The sequence below is a fragment of the Lentzea sp. NPDC004782 genome, from assembly GCF_040609115.1.
In the GTDB taxonomy this organism is placed as follows: domain Bacteria; phylum Actinomycetota; class Actinomycetes; order Mycobacteriales; family Pseudonocardiaceae; genus Lentzea.
In genome coordinates, this window is record NZ_JBEXJN010000007.1 from 157,749 (window position 1) to 173,162 (window position 15,414).

9 protein-coding genes are annotated in these 15,414 nt (G+C 69.7%); 2 read left to right on the forward strand and 7 right to left on the reverse strand.

Going from position 1 to position 15,414, the window contains the following annotated elements; genetic code table 11:
- Nucleotides 1-28: 28 nt before the first annotated feature.
- The 3 genes from ABZV40_RS09225 to ABZV40_RS09235 form a co-directional block, all read right to left on the reverse strand.
- The gene (locus ABZV40_RS09225) at nucleotides 29-3,358 is read right to left on the reverse strand and encodes a CARDB domain-containing protein (protein WP_355437834.1); all 3,330 of its coding nucleotides are present in this window, start codon (nucleotides 3,356-3,358) and stop codon (nucleotides 29-31) included.
- 24 nt (nucleotides 3,359-3,382) lie between these two features.
- On the reverse strand, nucleotides 3,383-7,147 hold the full coding sequence (locus ABZV40_RS09230; protein WP_355437836.1) for a discoidin domain-containing protein: 3,765 nt from the start codon (nucleotides 7,145-7,147) through the stop codon (nucleotides 3,383-3,385).
- Between the two features lie 326 nt (nucleotides 7,148-7,473).
- Nucleotides 7,474-10,407 (reverse strand): S8 family serine peptidase, encoded by a 2,934-nt coding sequence (locus ABZV40_RS09235; protein WP_355437838.1) that lies wholly within the window; start codon nucleotides 10,405-10,407, stop codon nucleotides 7,474-7,476.
- A gap of 137 nt (nucleotides 10,408-10,544) precedes the next feature.
- Between ABZV40_RS09235 and ABZV40_RS09240 the strand changes: the two genes are divergently transcribed.
- Entirely contained in the window at nucleotides 10,545-11,135 is a 591-nt protein-coding gene (locus tag ABZV40_RS09240) for a TetR/AcrR family transcriptional regulator (protein ID WP_355437840.1), read from the forward strand.
- Between the two features lie 43 nt (nucleotides 11,136-11,178).
- On the opposite strand, the gene ABZV40_RS09245 is transcribed toward ABZV40_RS09240, so the two are convergent.
- Nucleotides 11,179-12,420, reverse strand: coding sequence for a cytochrome P450 (locus ABZV40_RS09245; protein WP_355437842.1), 1,242 nt, complete (start codon nucleotides 12,418-12,420; stop codon nucleotides 11,179-11,181).
- 102 nt (nucleotides 12,421-12,522) lie between these two features.
- A complete protein-coding gene (locus tag ABZV40_RS09250) occupies nucleotides 12,523-12,939 on the reverse strand; it encodes a VOC family protein (RefSeq protein ID WP_355437844.1) in 417 nt (138 codons plus the stop codon).
- Between the two features lie 57 nt (nucleotides 12,940-12,996).
- Between ABZV40_RS09250 and ABZV40_RS09255 the strand changes: the two genes are divergently transcribed.
- Nucleotides 12,997-13,647 carry a GntR family transcriptional regulator gene (locus ABZV40_RS09255; protein ID WP_355437846.1) on the forward strand — a complete coding sequence of 217 codons (651 nt, stop codon included), beginning with the start codon at nucleotides 12,997-12,999 and terminating at the stop codon, nucleotides 13,645-13,647.
- A 94-nt stretch (nucleotides 13,648-13,741) separates the two neighbouring features.
- Here the strand turns inward: ABZV40_RS09255 and ABZV40_RS09260 are convergent, their stop codons facing one another.
- Nucleotides 13,742-14,347, reverse strand: a complete 606-nt coding sequence (locus ABZV40_RS09260; protein ID WP_355437848.1) for a response regulator transcription factor — start codon at nucleotides 14,345-14,347, stop codon at nucleotides 13,742-13,744.
- A complete protein-coding gene (locus ABZV40_RS09265) occupies nucleotides 14,344-15,408 on the reverse strand; it encodes a histidine kinase (RefSeq protein WP_355437850.1) in 1,065 nt (354 codons plus the stop codon). The genes ABZV40_RS09260 and ABZV40_RS09265 overlap by 4 nt, the downstream gene beginning before the upstream one ends.
- Nucleotides 15,409-15,414: the final 6 nt, after the last annotated feature.

Genomic DNA, 15,414 nt, shown 5'->3' on the forward strand with positions numbered 1-15,414 from the left:
CCCGGCAGGAGGTGGTTCCAAAAGTGACCTAGTTGATGACGAACTGCGAACCGGGTTCGACGAGGACGTCGCCGTCGCGCGAGTTCGTGATCGTCACGTTCGTCAGGTGCGCCGAACCGCGGGCCTGCGCCATCGCGAGGATGCCGGACCCGTTGATGGACCTGTCGATCCGCACGTTGGTGATCGCGACGTCCGGCATCCCGCTGCCGCCGCCCTTGAACTGGATTCCGTCGTAGGTGGAGTCGTGGACCTCGGTGTCGCGGATGACCACGCCGGGGATCGGCAGGTTCTGCGAGAACAGCGTGATGGCGCCGAACTCCTGCGCTTCGCCCCAGAACGCGCCACCGGTGCGGTACAGGGCGTTGTTGGCGAGCGTCGTCGTCCCGCCGAACGGCAGCGGGTCGTGATCGGTCGCCAGCATGATGCCGGGGTAGTTCGCGGTGTCGGAGACGATGTTGTTCTCCGCGCGGTTGTCCGCACCTCCGTAGATGGCGATTCCGTTGGCACGCCACGGCAACGCGATCGTGTTGTTGAGGAACGCGTTGTTGCTGCCCACGTCTGCGCTCTGGTCCTTCACGTACTTCGACGCCCACACCGCCAACGCGTCGTCGCCGGTGGTGCGGAACGACGAGTTGAACACCGTGGAGTTGCGCGTGCCGTTGGTGAAGTTGATGCCGTCGGCGTAGGTGTCGCGGATCCGCATGCCGCTGAACTGCAGGCCGTCGCCGGGGTTCCAGCGGTCGGGCAGGTTCGCGTAGTCGCGGCCGACCCACACGCCGACGTTGGCGTGCTCGATCCACACGTTGGTGATCTTCGTGTTCTTGCCGAACCGGCCGTTGAGACCGACGCCGCCCTCGGCGTTGCCGTCACCGCCGCGGATCCGGCCGGAACCGAAGATCGCGATGTCGGAGATCTGGGTGTTGTCGTCGATGTCGAACCCGAAGTTGCCCTCGTGCGGGTGGTTGATCGTGTTCGCGTCCTGCGGCTGGATCAGCGAGAACAGCTGCGAGTGCCACATGCCGGCGCCGCGGATCGTGACGTTGCGGATGCCGACCTGGTTGTAGCCGCCGGAGTTGAACACCGTGAGGATCTTCTTCTCCTGCCGGAACCTGCCCTCCGGGATCCAGACGCACGGAATCTCACCGTTCTGGTCGGCGGTGACCGCGCGCTGGATGGCGTCGGCGTCGTCGGTCTGGTCGTTGGCCGTGGCGCCGTACTGCGTGATCGACACGCACTCGGCCGGCTTCTGCGCGGGCGGCGCGACCTGCTCCAGGTCGATCAGGTCGATGACGTAGAACTGCGCGGTGTCACCGGAGTCGCGCTGCAGCTTGAACCTCGTGCCCGCCGGATAGGTGTTGGCCAGCAACGACGACGACTCGTCGAAGAGCCTGCGGGCGTCGCCGCCCGGCCGGTTCGTGAGGCACTCCGGGTCGTCACAGGTCCCGTACAGCCAGCTGTGCCGTGACGACAGGGTCAGCTTCTGCACGAACTGGTCGTTGGCGTACAGGCTGATCGTCGCCTCCTGACCGCCACCGGCCGCCGCGTCCGGGATCGAGTTGCGGACCACGATCGAGTTCGTGCTGACCGTCGAGGTGATCTCCACGAACTGACCTTGCGCGTCGAGCCGGACCGACCTGCGGCCGCTCGACTCGCTCGCGAAGTCGGTGTGCCCGAACGTGCGCTTCGCGTCCGCCTCCAGCAGCTGGCCCTGGTAGCGGCCGTTCTCCGCTTCGTAGGAGGTGAACGGGACCGAGGCGCCGCGTCCGACCACAATGGACTGGGTCGCGGTGTTGTTGTTCTCGTTGGTCTCCGCGACCTGGCCGTTCGCGTCGGCGGTCGCGGTGGCCGTGGCGCCGCCGTTGGTGGCGGTCCACGTGCCGACGTTGACCGTTGCGGTCTGACCGGCGTTGATGACGGGAGTGTTGGCGTTCAACGTGCTTCCGCCGACGACCACACGCGTCACCGATGCGCCGGCCTGCACGGTGCCGCGGTTGGTGACCTGCACCGCGAACGTCACCTGCTGACCGGCCGCCGGGGACGAAGGGTTCGGGGTGATGCCGGTGATCTGCAGGTCAGGTCCGGGCGCCGGGCCGACGACCAGGGGAGCGCCGGAGGTGAAGGTGTTGTTGCCCTCGTTGGTCTCCGGCACCTGGTTGGCCGGGTCCACCACGGCCGCGGCCGCGTAGGACCCGGCACCCCTCCGGCCGGCGTCCACGCTGACGCCGGCGGTGGCTCCGGGAGCGAGCGCGCCGATCTGCGCCGTGCCCGCGTTGCCGCCGCCGAGCGTGACGTTGACGGTCGTCGCACCGGACGCCACGGTGCCGCCGTTGCGCACGGTGGCGGTGAGCTTGATCGCGTCGGCTTCGGTGGGGCTCGTGGGCGTCCACGTCAGGTTCGTGACGGTCAGGTCGGGCGCCGGTGCGGCGGACCCGAACACCCCGAGCTCGGCGACCTGGCCGCCGGGTGCGCCGGTGTTGCCGTAGAAGTGCAGCCGCACGTCCGCCACCCGGCCGCTCACCGGGATGGTGACGGTGTTGCCGGTGGCCGGGTCGAACCGGTAGTCGGCGCGGGCCTTCAGGGTCGCGAACGCCGTGGCGCTCGACTCGCGGCCCAGCACCTCGAAGTTCTGCGTGCGCGCGCCCCAGATCGGGTCGGGGTCGAGCTTCACGACGACCGACGACAGGTCCGCGGTCGAACCGAGCTTCACGGTCAGGTGGCCGGGGAAGCCGTTGGACTCCCAGTAGCTGCCGACGTTGCCGTCGACCGCGTTGGCCGCCACGAAGTCCTGCACGTGCCCGGACTCCTCGACCGGCTTGCCCTGAGCCAGGTTGTCACCGGTGGGTGGCGGGTCGACCGGGCCGGACTCGCCGTGCACCTCGAACTCGCTGAGCTGACCCGCGGGCCAGCCGGTGTTCGCCGTGATCGTGACGCGGACGTACCTGGTGCCGGTCGCCGCGAAGTCCAGCGTGACGGTGTTGTTCGAGCCGGGTGAGAAGATTTGGCCGCGCGAGCCCACGAGATCGCTGAACTGCGCACCGTTCCGGCTGCCCTGCACGGCCAGGGTCTGCGTGCGCTGCTCCCAGTTCGACGGCAGCCGCAGCACCACCTCGCTGACGTCCCGCACGGCGCCGAGGTCGGCCTGGATCCACTGCGGGAACACGTTGTTGGTGCTCTCCCAGTAGCTGCCCTGGTTGCCGTCACCGGCGTTTCCCGCGGTGTACGGGCCGTTGTTGCTCGACGCGGTCAGGTTCGCGGACAGCCGGACGACTGCTGCTCCTGCCGTTGGTGTGAGTCCGAGCAGTGCGAGAGCGCTGACGACGGCAGCGCTCACCGCACGCTTCAACAGCGTGGATTTCATGGATTTTCCTTCACGGCAGGGAGATCAGTTGATGGTGATCGTGAAAGTGGTCGTGGTGTTCCTGATGTCCTGGAAGTTGTCGCTGAACCGGATGCCGTTGATCGTCACGGCACCGACGGCGGGGCCCTGACCGGGTTCGGGCATCTCGTTGGCCCACAGGCCGAAACCGGACTTGGCGTCGAACTCGTCGCCGCTCTTGCGGGCACCCGAGATGCTGATGTCGGACAGCACGGTGTCCTCGAAGATGTTCTCGTGGGCGCCGTTGTACTTGGTCTGGAACATGATTCCGCTGTACGTCGGGTCGATGATCTCGACGTCGCTCACGCGGATCCCGGTGTACCTCTTGGAAGCCGAGAACATCCAGATCGCGCCGAACGTCTGCGCGCCCCAGAAATGGCCTCCGGACCGCACGAGCGTGAGCCCGCTGAACGTCGTCGGCTCCGGTCCGAAGTCCTCCATCGGGTAACCGAAGTCGAGCGAGCTGATCGTGACCGCGGAGTAGGTCAGCGTGTCCGCCACGGAGATGTTGCGGAACGTGTTGTTCTTGCCGCCGTAGACCGCGAGACCGGCTGCGCGCCAAGGAGTCTGCACCGAGAGGTTCTCGAACACGTTGTTCTGCTGGCCTGTGCCACCGGAGTCGGTGGCGGCGAACAACGCGAACGCGTCGTCACCGGTCGTCCGCGCCTCGATGTTCGCGACCCGGTTGCCCGCCGACCCGTTGGTCATGTTGATGCCGTCGGCGTACGTGTCGCGGATGCGGCTGTCCTTGATCGTGTTGTTGTCGACGTTGTTGCCCCAGAACAGGCACATCATGTGCTCGACCCAGATGTTCTCGATCGTCGTGTTCTGCACGCCGGCGAAGTTGAACACCTTGCCCGGCCCGTCGTTGCGCGAGGTGTAGTTGCCGAACACGGCGAACCCGCTGAACGTCGAGCCGTTCGCGGACGGCTGCGCGTCGAAGCCGATGTCGGTGTTCTCCTGGTTGGCCGGGGCCTGGAACCTGGTGAACCACGGTCCGGCGCCGACCACCTTGACGGCCTTGCCGTAGACGGTGAACTTCTGCCCGGTCTGGTAGGTGCCGGCGGGCAGGTAGACACCGATCAGGGTGCCGGTCGTGTCCATCCGGACGCGGTCGAGCGCGTTCTGCACGTCCTGGTGGGTGAACCCGGCGGGCACGGCATAGCGTGCGGCGTCGGGGTTTCCGGCCGCTGTCGCCTGTTCGAAGTCCACGAAGTCGATCGCGTAGTTCGTGGTGTTGGCCGCGTCCTTCTGCAGCTTGATCTTCGTGCCCGCCGGGAACGTCGAGTTCAGCATCACGTTGGCCTCGTCGTAGACGTGCCGCGGGCCGCCCGCGCCCGGCGAGTTGCCGGGGCTGGTCTCGTTGCCGTAGAGCCACATGTACTTCGACGTCAGGTCGACGGACTTGTGGAACTGGCCGTTGACGTAGACGTTGAGGGTGGCCGTGATACCGCCGCCACCGGCGCTGTCCGGGATGGAGAAGCGGGTGACGAGCGTGTTGGCCGGGGCGCTGGTCGTGAACTCGACCGACGCGCCGGTGGTGTTCAGCGTGACGGCACGACGCCCGGAGGCCTCGCCCGCCAGGTCACCGATCGTCCTGTTCGGACCGAGAACCTGCGCGCCACCGGCCGTGACGGCGTCCTCCGCCTCGACGTGCTGCCACGGCACGCTGGCGCCGCGGCCGATGAACAGCGGCTGCTCGCTGGTGTTGTTGCCCTGTTTGGCCGGGATCTCGTTGCCGTCGCCGGCGATCGTCGTGCGGATCGTGTACCGGCCGTCGGCGGCCTGCCAGCTGCCGAGGTTCGCCGCGGCGGTCGTGGCACCGGCGTTGATCGTGCCGGTGAAGCTGCCGGTCAGCGTGCGGACGGTGTGGCCGTTGCTCAGGATCGTGAGCGTGATGCCGTGCGCGCCCGCGGCACTGTTGATCGTGCCCTGGTTCTTGATCGCGACGGTGAACGTGGTGTTCTGGCCGTTGGCGGGGTTGCTCGGCGACCAGGCCGGCACCGCGACCAGGTCGGAGCTCGGCACGGGGGTCACGACGATCGGGTCGGGGTGCGGCCGCGAGTTGTTGGTCTCGTTCTGCTCCGCCACCTTCTTGGTCTCGTCGACCTTCGCCGTGTACTGGTACGACCCCTCCGGCCGGGCCGCGACCGTCGTGCTCACGTCGGCCTGCGCCCCCGCCTGCAGGGCACCGACCTGCGCGGTTCCGACGGCGGTGGTGCCGAGGAAGAACGTCACGTCGGTCGCGGTGCTGGCCGCCGTACCCGCGTTGCGCACCGTGGCGTTGAGCGTGATCGGGTCGGTCTCCACCGGATTCGCGGGAGTGAACGACGTGGCGGTGACGGTGAGGTCGGGGTTCGGGGCGGGGGTGCCGAACACCTGGATCTCCGCCACCTGGCCGCCGGGCGCGCCGGTGTTGGACGTGAACCGCAGCTGGACGTCCGCGACGCGGGCGGTGAGGCCGATCGTGACGCTGTTGCCGGTCGCCGGGTCCCAGCGGTAGTCGCGACCCGCGACGAGGCTGGTGAACCCGGTGGCGCTCTGCTCGCGGCCGAGCACCTCGACGTTCTGCGTGCGCGCGCCCCAGATCGGGTCGGGGTTGAGCTTGACCGCGACGGAGCTGACGTCGGCGTTCGCTCCCAGTTGGACGGTCAGCGTGCCGGGGAAGCCGTTGGACTCCCAGTAGGTCCCGACGTCACCGTCGTCGGCGTTGGCCGCGACGAAGTTCTGCACGTTGTTGTTGGCCGTGATGGGCTTGCCCTGCGCCAGGTTCTGGCCGGTCGCGCCTTCCCGCGTCACGGAGTTGCTGGCGGGTGACTGGTTGCCCGCCGCGTCCTTCGCGATCACGTAGTAGGTCACTCGCAGCCCGTCGGGCTGGCTGTCGGTGTAGGTGGTGCCGGTGACCGTCGTGCGGAGAGTTCCGTTGGCGTACACGTCGTAACCCGTCACGCCGACGTTGTCCGTGCTGGCGGTCCACGTCAACCGGATCTGACCGGACTGCGGCTGGCTGAGCGCGAGGTTGCCCGGCGCGGTCGGCGCCTGCGTGTCACCGCTCGTCGGCCCGTACACCTCGAACTCGCTGACCTGACCCGCGGGCCACCCGGTGTTCGCGGTGATCCGCAGCCGCACGTACCTCGTCGTGGCCGCGGTGAAGTCGATGGTGACCGTGTTGTTCGAGGCCGGGTTGAACTCGTATCCCTTGCTCGCCACCAGATCCGTGAAGCTCTGGCCGTCGGTGCTGCCCTGGACGGCGAGCGTCTGGGTGCGCGTGCCCCAGTTCGCGGTCGGCAGCTTCAGCACGACCCGGTCGGTCCTCACCGCGGCGCCCAGATCGGCCTGGATCCACTGCGGGAACGCGTTGTTCGCGCTCTCCCAGTACGTGCTCTGGTTGCCGTCACCGGCGTTGCCCGGCGTGTAGTTCTGGTTGCTGCTGCTCGCGCTGTAGGTGGCGTGCAGCAGCGCGTCGGCGGCGGCTTCGCGGACTTCGAGCTTGGCCGTGGTCTTTGTGGCGCGGACGTGCCGGACCAGCGTCGGGTCGACCCGGAACGTCACCTTGCCGTCGTGGAAGGCGTGCGGTCCTTCCGCGACGAGCGTCGACCAGCCTCTGCCGTCGAGGCTCGTCTGCACGGCGAAGGTCTCGGTGGCGGCCTTCGGCGTCGCGAGGGTGACCTCGTCGATGCGGGTCTGCCTGCCGAGATCGAGGCTCACGGGCGCGGCTTGCGCGGCAGGGGCCACGACGAGCGTTGCTGCCGTGAGGGCTGTTGCGGTCAACGGGGCTAGCAGGGAGCGAGCGCGTGTCGTCGATGACATGGCGTGCTTGGCCCTTCTCGGTGAGGACGCGAGGGGGTGTGGCGCGCCTCACCGTAGAAGTGCCCAGCAGATTACCGCAATATGTCGACGTGATTGCGCAAATTTGCGACATAGCCCTCTGAACAGGAAAGACGTATCGCTGCTCAGGCGCCTTGCTGGTGGTCTGGCGTCCGGCCATGGAGGTTCGTGTCCGAACGGATGCAGGAAATCGATTCGAGTTCGATGAGCTCGCTTGCGCGGCCTTGCGGCAGGTTTGCAGACCTTGCCGCAAGGCTTGCGCAAGTCCGTCAGCGAAGCGGGTACGCGTCGATGATGGTCTGCTCGACGGTCTGCCCCGAACCGGACGCCTTCGCGCGCAACGAGACCGACGTGGCGTTCGCGGGATGGGCGAGCAGCAGGCGGTTGTGCGTGACCGGCGTGTCCCGCCACGTCGCGCCGCCGTCGTAGGAGACCTCGACGGACGTGACGCGCACCGAGCCGGTCTGCGACTGGACCGAGACCGGCACCGCCAGCATCCGGCCCGCGCGGCCGTAGCCGTCGTCGTCGAGCTGCGGGGTGTAGCGGATCACACTGAGCGGCAACGCGGTCCGCTTCGCCGTGGTGTCGCTGCGGAACGTCCAGACGCCGGACACCTTGGTGCTCAACGAGGTGTCGCGGGTGGCGGTGGTTTCGACGCGGTAGTCCGCGGCACCGGGTTCGGCGTCGAACTGGGCCCAGCCCGCCTCGGGCGTCTCCGCCACCTTCACGTCGTTGCGGTACACCGTGGTCCGCGCGGAGCTGACCGGGCTGTAACCCTCGTTGCCCGCGTTGTCGCCGTAGAGCGGAACAGTGACGCGCATCAGGTCGCCGGTGCGGAACGTGTGCGGGGTGTCGCGGGTCCCGGGCAGGGCCGGGCCGAACACCGCGCGGTTGAGCTGTTCCACATAGGACCGGCCCGGTTTGTAGTGGCGCAGCGGCGTGATCAGGGCGCCGGTGCTGCCGGTCGGGCCGAAGAGGGTGAGCCTGCGCGACCAGTCGCCGCCCTCGCCGCCGTAGTACTCGGTGCGCGGGCCGGGCGCCAGGTTGTCCAGTGAGCCGTAACCCCAGTCGGTGCGGCCTTCCGGCGCCGAGGTGTGGCCGACGGTGGCGCTCTGGCCGTCCTTCAGTGGCGGCATGTCGACCTCGACGGTCGCGAGGTCCCGCGTCAGGACGGTTTTCGTCAGGCCGTTCGGCGCGTGTCCCCGCTGGTACCAGGCGAGTCCGTAGAAGTCGGGGCCCGCGGTCCAGAAGGTGGCGGTCTTGCCGGTGACCTCGGCCGAGTCGGGGCCTAGGCTCGCGACACCGAGGTGGTCGACCGTGCCGCCGACGGAGAAGTTGCCGACGGTGTAGGAGGTTCCGTTGACGACGCGTTCGAAACCGGTCTGCAGCAACGACAGTCGTGCTGGGACGGGCAGCGTCACCTGGACCGGCTTGGCCTGCCGGGCGTCGAGGGTGATCGTGGTGGCGCCGGTCACCGTCAGGTCCGGGTAGTTGATGACGTCGTGGGTGCTGGACGACAGGACACTGCCGGTCAGCAGGTAGCGGCCCTTGGCCAGGCGCGCGACCCCGGTCGCGGGGTCGGGCCAGACGCGGGCGCCGGTGTCGACGTCGATCAGGAACGCGGAGGTCGAGCTCGCCGTGGCGCCGGACCGGTCGATGCCGGTGATCTTGACGTCGTAGCTCTCCTTCTCCAGGTCGACGACGACGGCCGTGCGCAGGCCGCTCGCGACGACCGCGCCGCCGATCACGCCGCCATCGGGCCGCTCGGCGATGTCCGCGGTGACCGTGGCGGTCGCGGAACCACCCGCGGGGACGGTGAGCCTCGCGGGGGAGACGCGGAAGAGCGCGCCGGTCGTCTCGGTGGTCAGGTCGAGGGTGATCGGCTCCGTTCCCGCGTTGGTGTAGGTGATCTCCTTGCTCAGCGCGGGTGTGCCGGTGTGCGGCCACCGGTGGGAGCCGAAGCTGATGCTCGTCGGCGAGGACGTCACGTTCTGCCTGATCAGCTTGGCGCTCCCGGTGGGGCGGGCCTTGAGCTGGGCGCCGCTGAGGTCCGGGTGCTGCTGGTGCAGCAACGCCGCCGCACCCGCGATGTACGGGGTGCCGTCGAGCGAGGTGTGGCCGTCGGCGACCCGCGGGCCGATCCTGCCGTCGGAGTGCGGAGCGGCCATGATGCCGACGCCCGGTCCGGTGAGGCCGGGCTTGAGCGTGCTCGCCTCGGCCGGGCCGCGGCTGGAGAACTCCGCGAGCCGGTCCTGGCGGTCGACGGTGCCGACGGTGAGGGCCGCGTCCGGGACGCTGTTGTCGGCGGCGACCACGAACAGCGTGCCCTTCTCGGCGCTGAGGCGGTCGACGGCCTCTTCGAGCGGATCGGTCCCGGGGGTGTCGTAGCCGCCGAGGCTCAGGTTGACGATCTGGGCGCCCTGCTCGACGGCCCACTCGATGCCGGCGATGATGCCGCTGTCCTGACCGGAACCGTTGTCTCCCAGCACCTTCACGTCGAGGATGCGGGCGTCCGGCGCCACCCCGCGGTACTTGGCACCGGTGCCCGCGATGATCGACGCCACGTGCGTGCCGTGCCCGTGGTGGTCGCGCGCGTCCGGTGAGCTGCTGAAGTTGCGCTCGCCGATCACGCGGTCCTTCAGGTCGGGGTGGGTCTCGTCGACGCCGGTGCCGAGCACGGCGACCGTGGTGCCCTTGCCGGTGAAGCCCGCGGCGTAGGCGGCGGGGGCGTTGATCTGCCCGGCGCCGCGGCCGAGGCTCGCCCGGCGTCTCGCGTCGAGCCAGATCTTCCCTGCGCTCGGCAGCCCGCCTGCGAGCGGTGTCTTCGCGGCGTCGAACGCCACCCCGTTGATGCTGCGCAGCTGGCGGCCGGACTGCGCGCTGACGGTGCCCTCGGGGTAGGTGACGATCACCGGCAGGGCGCCGTCGTACGTGGCGAGCTCGGTGACGTCGAACAGGCGCTCGTCGAGCCGGCCGTTCGCGATCATCGGCACGGCGTCGTCCGGCACCACGAACTCGTGACCCTGGGCGGTGTAGGTGGTGAACGAGACCTGCTCGCGGCCCGGCGCGGGCCGGACGGCGCGCTGGCTCGTGAGCACCTGGTCGCCGGTGATGAGGGTGATCGTCGTCGCCGGTGGGGGAGAGGCGTGTGCCTGGGCCGGGGTGAGCAGGGCACCGGCCAGTACGACTCCGAGTAAGCGCACCCGGTCCTCCGCGAGTCTGTGAGAGCGTTCTCACGGACCGTAGTGAGTTGATCATGGCTGAGCAAGGTCTAAACCAATTCGCGGTCCAGGCGCGTCTCGGCACGAACGTCCGAGGACGGCGCACTACCCTGTGCGCCATGACTGGCCTGCGTGAACGCAAGAAGGCTGCCACCAGGGCGGCGCTCGGCGACGCCGCCTGGAGCCTCTGCGTCGAGCACGGCTACGACGGCGTGACGGTCGAGCAGATCGCGCGCGCTGCGGGCGTGTCGCTGCGGACGTTCTTCAACTACTTCTCCTCGAAAGAGGAAGCCGTCATGGCGGGTGACAAGCAGACCGCCGAGACGTTCGTGCGCGAGTTCGCGGCCCGTCCACCGGACGAGCCGGTGCTGGTCGCGCTGCGCGGGGCGCTGCAGTCGATCTATCCCCAGCACGTCGACCTCGAACGGCTGCGCCAGTCACGCGAACTGCGCCGCCACCCGGCGCTGCTGCCGCACGTGTTCGCCGCCTACTCCGCCCGCGAACAGGAGCTGACCGCGGCGATCGCGGACCGGTGCGGCCTCGACGCGACGGTGGACCCGTACCCGGCGGTGACGGCCTCGACGATCCTGGCGACGTTGCGCGCTGTTGTGCAGTGGTGGCTGGACGCGCCGGCGGCGTCCGAGCGGTACACGGCGGCGGAGCTGGTCGCGCGGATGATCGACCAGCTCGGGGCGGGGTTCACCCGATAGCGGTGGTGCCGAGCCGGCCGCCACGACCGGCTCGGCACCCGGTTCACCAGGTGACCGGCAGCGAGTGCACGCCGTAGATCGACATGTCGGTGCGCAGCGGCACCTCGTCGGCGGGCACGGCCAGCTTCAGGGTGGGCAGCCTGCGCACCAGCTCCGTGAAGCCGACCGTCATCTCCACGCGCGCCAGCTGCTGGCCGAGGCACTGGTGGATGCCGTGCCCGAACGCCACGTGGTGGCCGCGCGGGCGGTCGATGCGCAGCTCGTGCGGGTCCGGGTACTGGCTCTCGTCGCGGTTCACCGCGGGGACCGACACCACGACGGTCTCGCCCTCGCGGATGGTGACGTCGCCGATGGTGACGTCCTCCTTGGCGTGCCTGGCGACGCCCATGCTGATGATCGACAGGTAGCGCAGCAGCTCCTCGACCGCGTTCTCGGCCAGCTCCGGGTGCTCGCGCAGCATCGCGAACTGGTCGGGGTGCTCCAGCAGGGCGAAGGTGCCCAGCGCGAGCATGTTCGCGGTGGTTTCGTGGCCTGCGATGAGCAGCAGGTTCGCGATGCCGGCGAGCTCGGCGGAGTTGAGGTCGGTGTCGCGGACGAGTCCCGACAGCAGGTCGTCGCCAGGGTCGCGCTGCTTCTCGCGGACCAGGCCGAACATGAACTTGCGGAGTTCGGTGCCGACCTCGATCTGCTCCTCGATCGTCGTCTTCAGGTTCAGCAGCTTCGCCGTGCGGTGCTGGAACTCCTCGCGGTCGCCGTAGTCGACGCCCAGCAGCTCGCAGATCACCAGTGACGGCACCGGGAGCGCGAAGTCGTGCACGAGATCGGCCGGCGGTCCCTTCTCGATCATGGCGTCGAGCTGGGCGGTGACGATCTCGTGCACGCGTGGCGTCAGGTCCCGCATCCGGCGCACGGTGAACTGGCCGGTCAGCAGCCTGCGGTAACGGGTGTGCTCGGGTGCGTCCATGAAGATGAACGACCCGGCCTGCCGCTCCGGCGGGAAGAGCTTCGCGTGCAGCTCCGGCGAGATGAGCCGGCGCGCCCGCGGGCTGTTGATGCGGTCGGAGCTCATCCGCGGGTCGGACAGCACCGCCCGCGCCTGTTCGTGCCCGGTGACGAGCCAGACCACCTCGTCGTCGTGCTCGATCCGGTGGATCTGCCCCCGCCCGCTCAACTCGGTCAGCCCGGCGGCCGGGTCGAACGGGCACTTGCCTCGCTGCGTGAGCTCGGCGGGCAGCTGCGGCCGGATGAGCTCCTGCGCGCTGCGCTGTCTCTCTGCCGTGGTCATGGTGGCCCCCTCCTCGTCTGACCCGGCGTGACCGGGTCATGGCTCGGCGTCACCCACCACGCTACTCAAACTTGCGCATCGTGCAAGATTTTTGCCACGGCTTCAGGCGGCGAACACCTGCGAGTCGTCGGCGAACGCCTTGAACTCCAACGCGTTTCCGGCCGGGTCCAGCAGGAACATCGTCCACTGCTCGCCGCGCTCGCCCTTGAACCGCACGTACGGCTCGATCACGAACTTCGTGCCGGCGTCGGTGAGCTTCGCGGCCAGCTGCTCGAACTCGGGCACGGTCAGCACCAGCCCGAAGTGGGGGACCGGCACGTCGTGGCCGTCGACGGGGTTGTGCACCCGCTCGGTTCTGGGGGCGAGGTGCGTGACGAACTGGTGGCCGTGCAGGTTCCAGTCGATCCAGGTGTCGGAGCTGCGCCCCTGCTCCAGGCCGAGCGTCCCGCCGTAGAAGCGGCGGGCGGCGTCGAGGTCGTCGACCGGCATGGCGAGGTGGAAGCGTGGGATGTTCGGCATGTCGGAATGTTAACATTGTGACAAGTTGTGCGCTTGTGCGCTTGTTAACATTGCGACATGACGAAGATGGGCCCAGCTCGCCGCCGCGGCCTGAGCACCGAGGTGGCCGACGAGATCCGTACCGCGATCTTCGACGGCCGTTACCCACCCGGTGCGGCGTTGCGCGAGGTGGAGCTGTCCGAGGCGCTGGAGGTCAGCCGCGGCCCGGTGCGCGAGGCGCTGCAGAAGCTCGAACGCGAGGGCCTCGTCCGGGCCGAGTGGCACCGGGGCACCACGGTGGCCGTGCTGTCGGTGCAGGACGTGGCCGAGCTGGACAGCCTGCGCGGGGCGCTGGAGGCACTGGCCGTGCGGCGGGTGGTGGACCGGGCGTCGGATGCGGATCTCGCCGCGATCGAGAAGGCCGCGATCGCGATGGACCGCGCGGAGACCCCGCACGAGATGGTGCGGTGCGACATCGCCTTCCACGACGCCGTCTACGCCGCCGCGCACCACTCGCGGCTGGCGCAGGCGTGGGAGGCGATCCGGTCGCAGGTGCACCTGTTCCTGATCACGCGGGTCAACCTGAGCAGCGACGGCTACCTGGAGCTGATCCGGCAGGAGCACCGCGACCTGGTGGCGGCGCTGCGGCTGGGCAACGTCGAAGGTGCGCTGAAGCTGTTCGCGGAGCACCGCAAGCACGCGTTCGACGTGCTGACCTCAGGCGCCTAGGCGTCACAAAGGCGCCAGGTGCTCGATGAACGGCGCATTCGTCCACCTCAGGTGAACGAATGCGCCGTTCATCGACGGCGAGCGGCCTGCGGCCTCACAGCCAGCCGTGGTCGTGCGCCAGCTGGAAAGCCGCCGCGCGGTTCGCCACCCCGAGCTTCGCGACCGCGGCGGCCAGGTGGTTGCGCACGGTCCCCGCGGACAACGACGTGCGGGAGGCGATCTCCGCGACCGGCGTGCCGAACTCGGTCAGCCGCAGCACTTCCAGCTCGCGCTGGGTGAGCGGGCACGGGGGAGCGGCGAGCGCGTCGGCGGCCAGTGCCGGGTCGACCCAGCGGGAGCCGCCGTGCACGCGGCGGATCACGTCGGCCAGCGTGCCGCCCGGCGATCCCTTGGGCAGGAAGCCCTTCGCGCCCGCGTGCAGGGCCTGCTGCAGGTGCGGCGGCCGGCCCCGGCCGGTCAGGATCACGACCGCGCACGACGGCAGCACCCGCGCGAGCTCCTCGGTCACCTCCAGGCCGTCCAGGCCCGGCATCTGCAGGTCCACCACGGCCACGTCCGGGCGGTGCGCCCGCGCGGCCTCGACGGCGGCCCGGCCGTCGCCGGCGCGGGCCACGACCTCCAGGTCCGGTTCGAGGTCGAGCAGGGCCGCGAGCGCGTCGCGGATCAGCTCCTCGTCGTCGGCCAGCAGCACCCTGATCACGCGGGCACCACGACCTGAACGGTGAACTCGGTGGACGACCGCTCCACCGACACCTTCCCGCCGACCGCCGCCAGCCGTTCGCCCATGCCCCGGATCCCGTTGCCCTGGCGCGAAGGGTCGACCGCAACGCCGTCGTTCGTGACGGTCATCCGCACCTCCCCGTCGTGCTCGGCGATGTCGATCATGCACCACGTCGCGTGGCTGTGGCGCAGCACGTTCGTGCAGGCCTCCCGCAACGCCAGCGCGAGCTGCGTGGCGCCCTCACCGTGCACCGGGACGTCCGACACGGTGCAGCGGATGCCGGCCTCGCGCAGCACGTTGCGCACGGCCTCCAGCTGTTCGGGCAGGTTGACCGAGCGGTAGCCGTGCACGGCGTCGCGCACCTCCGCGAGCGCCGAGGAGGCGAGCCGCTGGGCCTCGAACGCCTCGGCGGCCGACCGCTCCGGATCTGACGCCGCCAGCCGCCCGGCGAGCTCGGCCTTCAGAGCGATCACGGTCAGCCGGTGCCCGAGCAGGTCGTGGACGTCACGGGCGAACCGCAGCCGCTCCTCGCTCACGGCCAGCTCCGCCTGGGCCTCGCGACCGGTCCGCGCCTGCGCCAGCAACCCGGCGAACCACGTCGGCAGGCCCGCCATCGCGATGATCGTCGCGCCGACCGCGGCCGCGATCATCTGGTACGTCGTGTGGTCACGGGTCACGAAGAACCCGACCAGCCCCGACAGCACGACCGCGCCGAACGCCGCCATCCACCGCCACACGCCGGTCAGCAGCAGCGGGGCGAACCCGGCGGCACCGCCGCCGATCCACGCCCACGTCGACAGCTCGTCCGGACCGACCGGCGCGACCAGCGGGATCGACACCAGCGTGGCGACCACGAGGGCTCGCAGCCTGCCCTCCCGCACCGCCACCGCGTACGCCAGGGCCATGATCAGCACGCCCAGCACCCCGAGCCAGCGGGAGGCGGACGGCTCGCGCAGCACCGAGACCAGCGGCACGGCGAGCGTGGCCGCCCACAGCACGTGCAGGGTCCAGCGCAGCGCGGCGTGCGGAAGATCGTTCATCGCCAT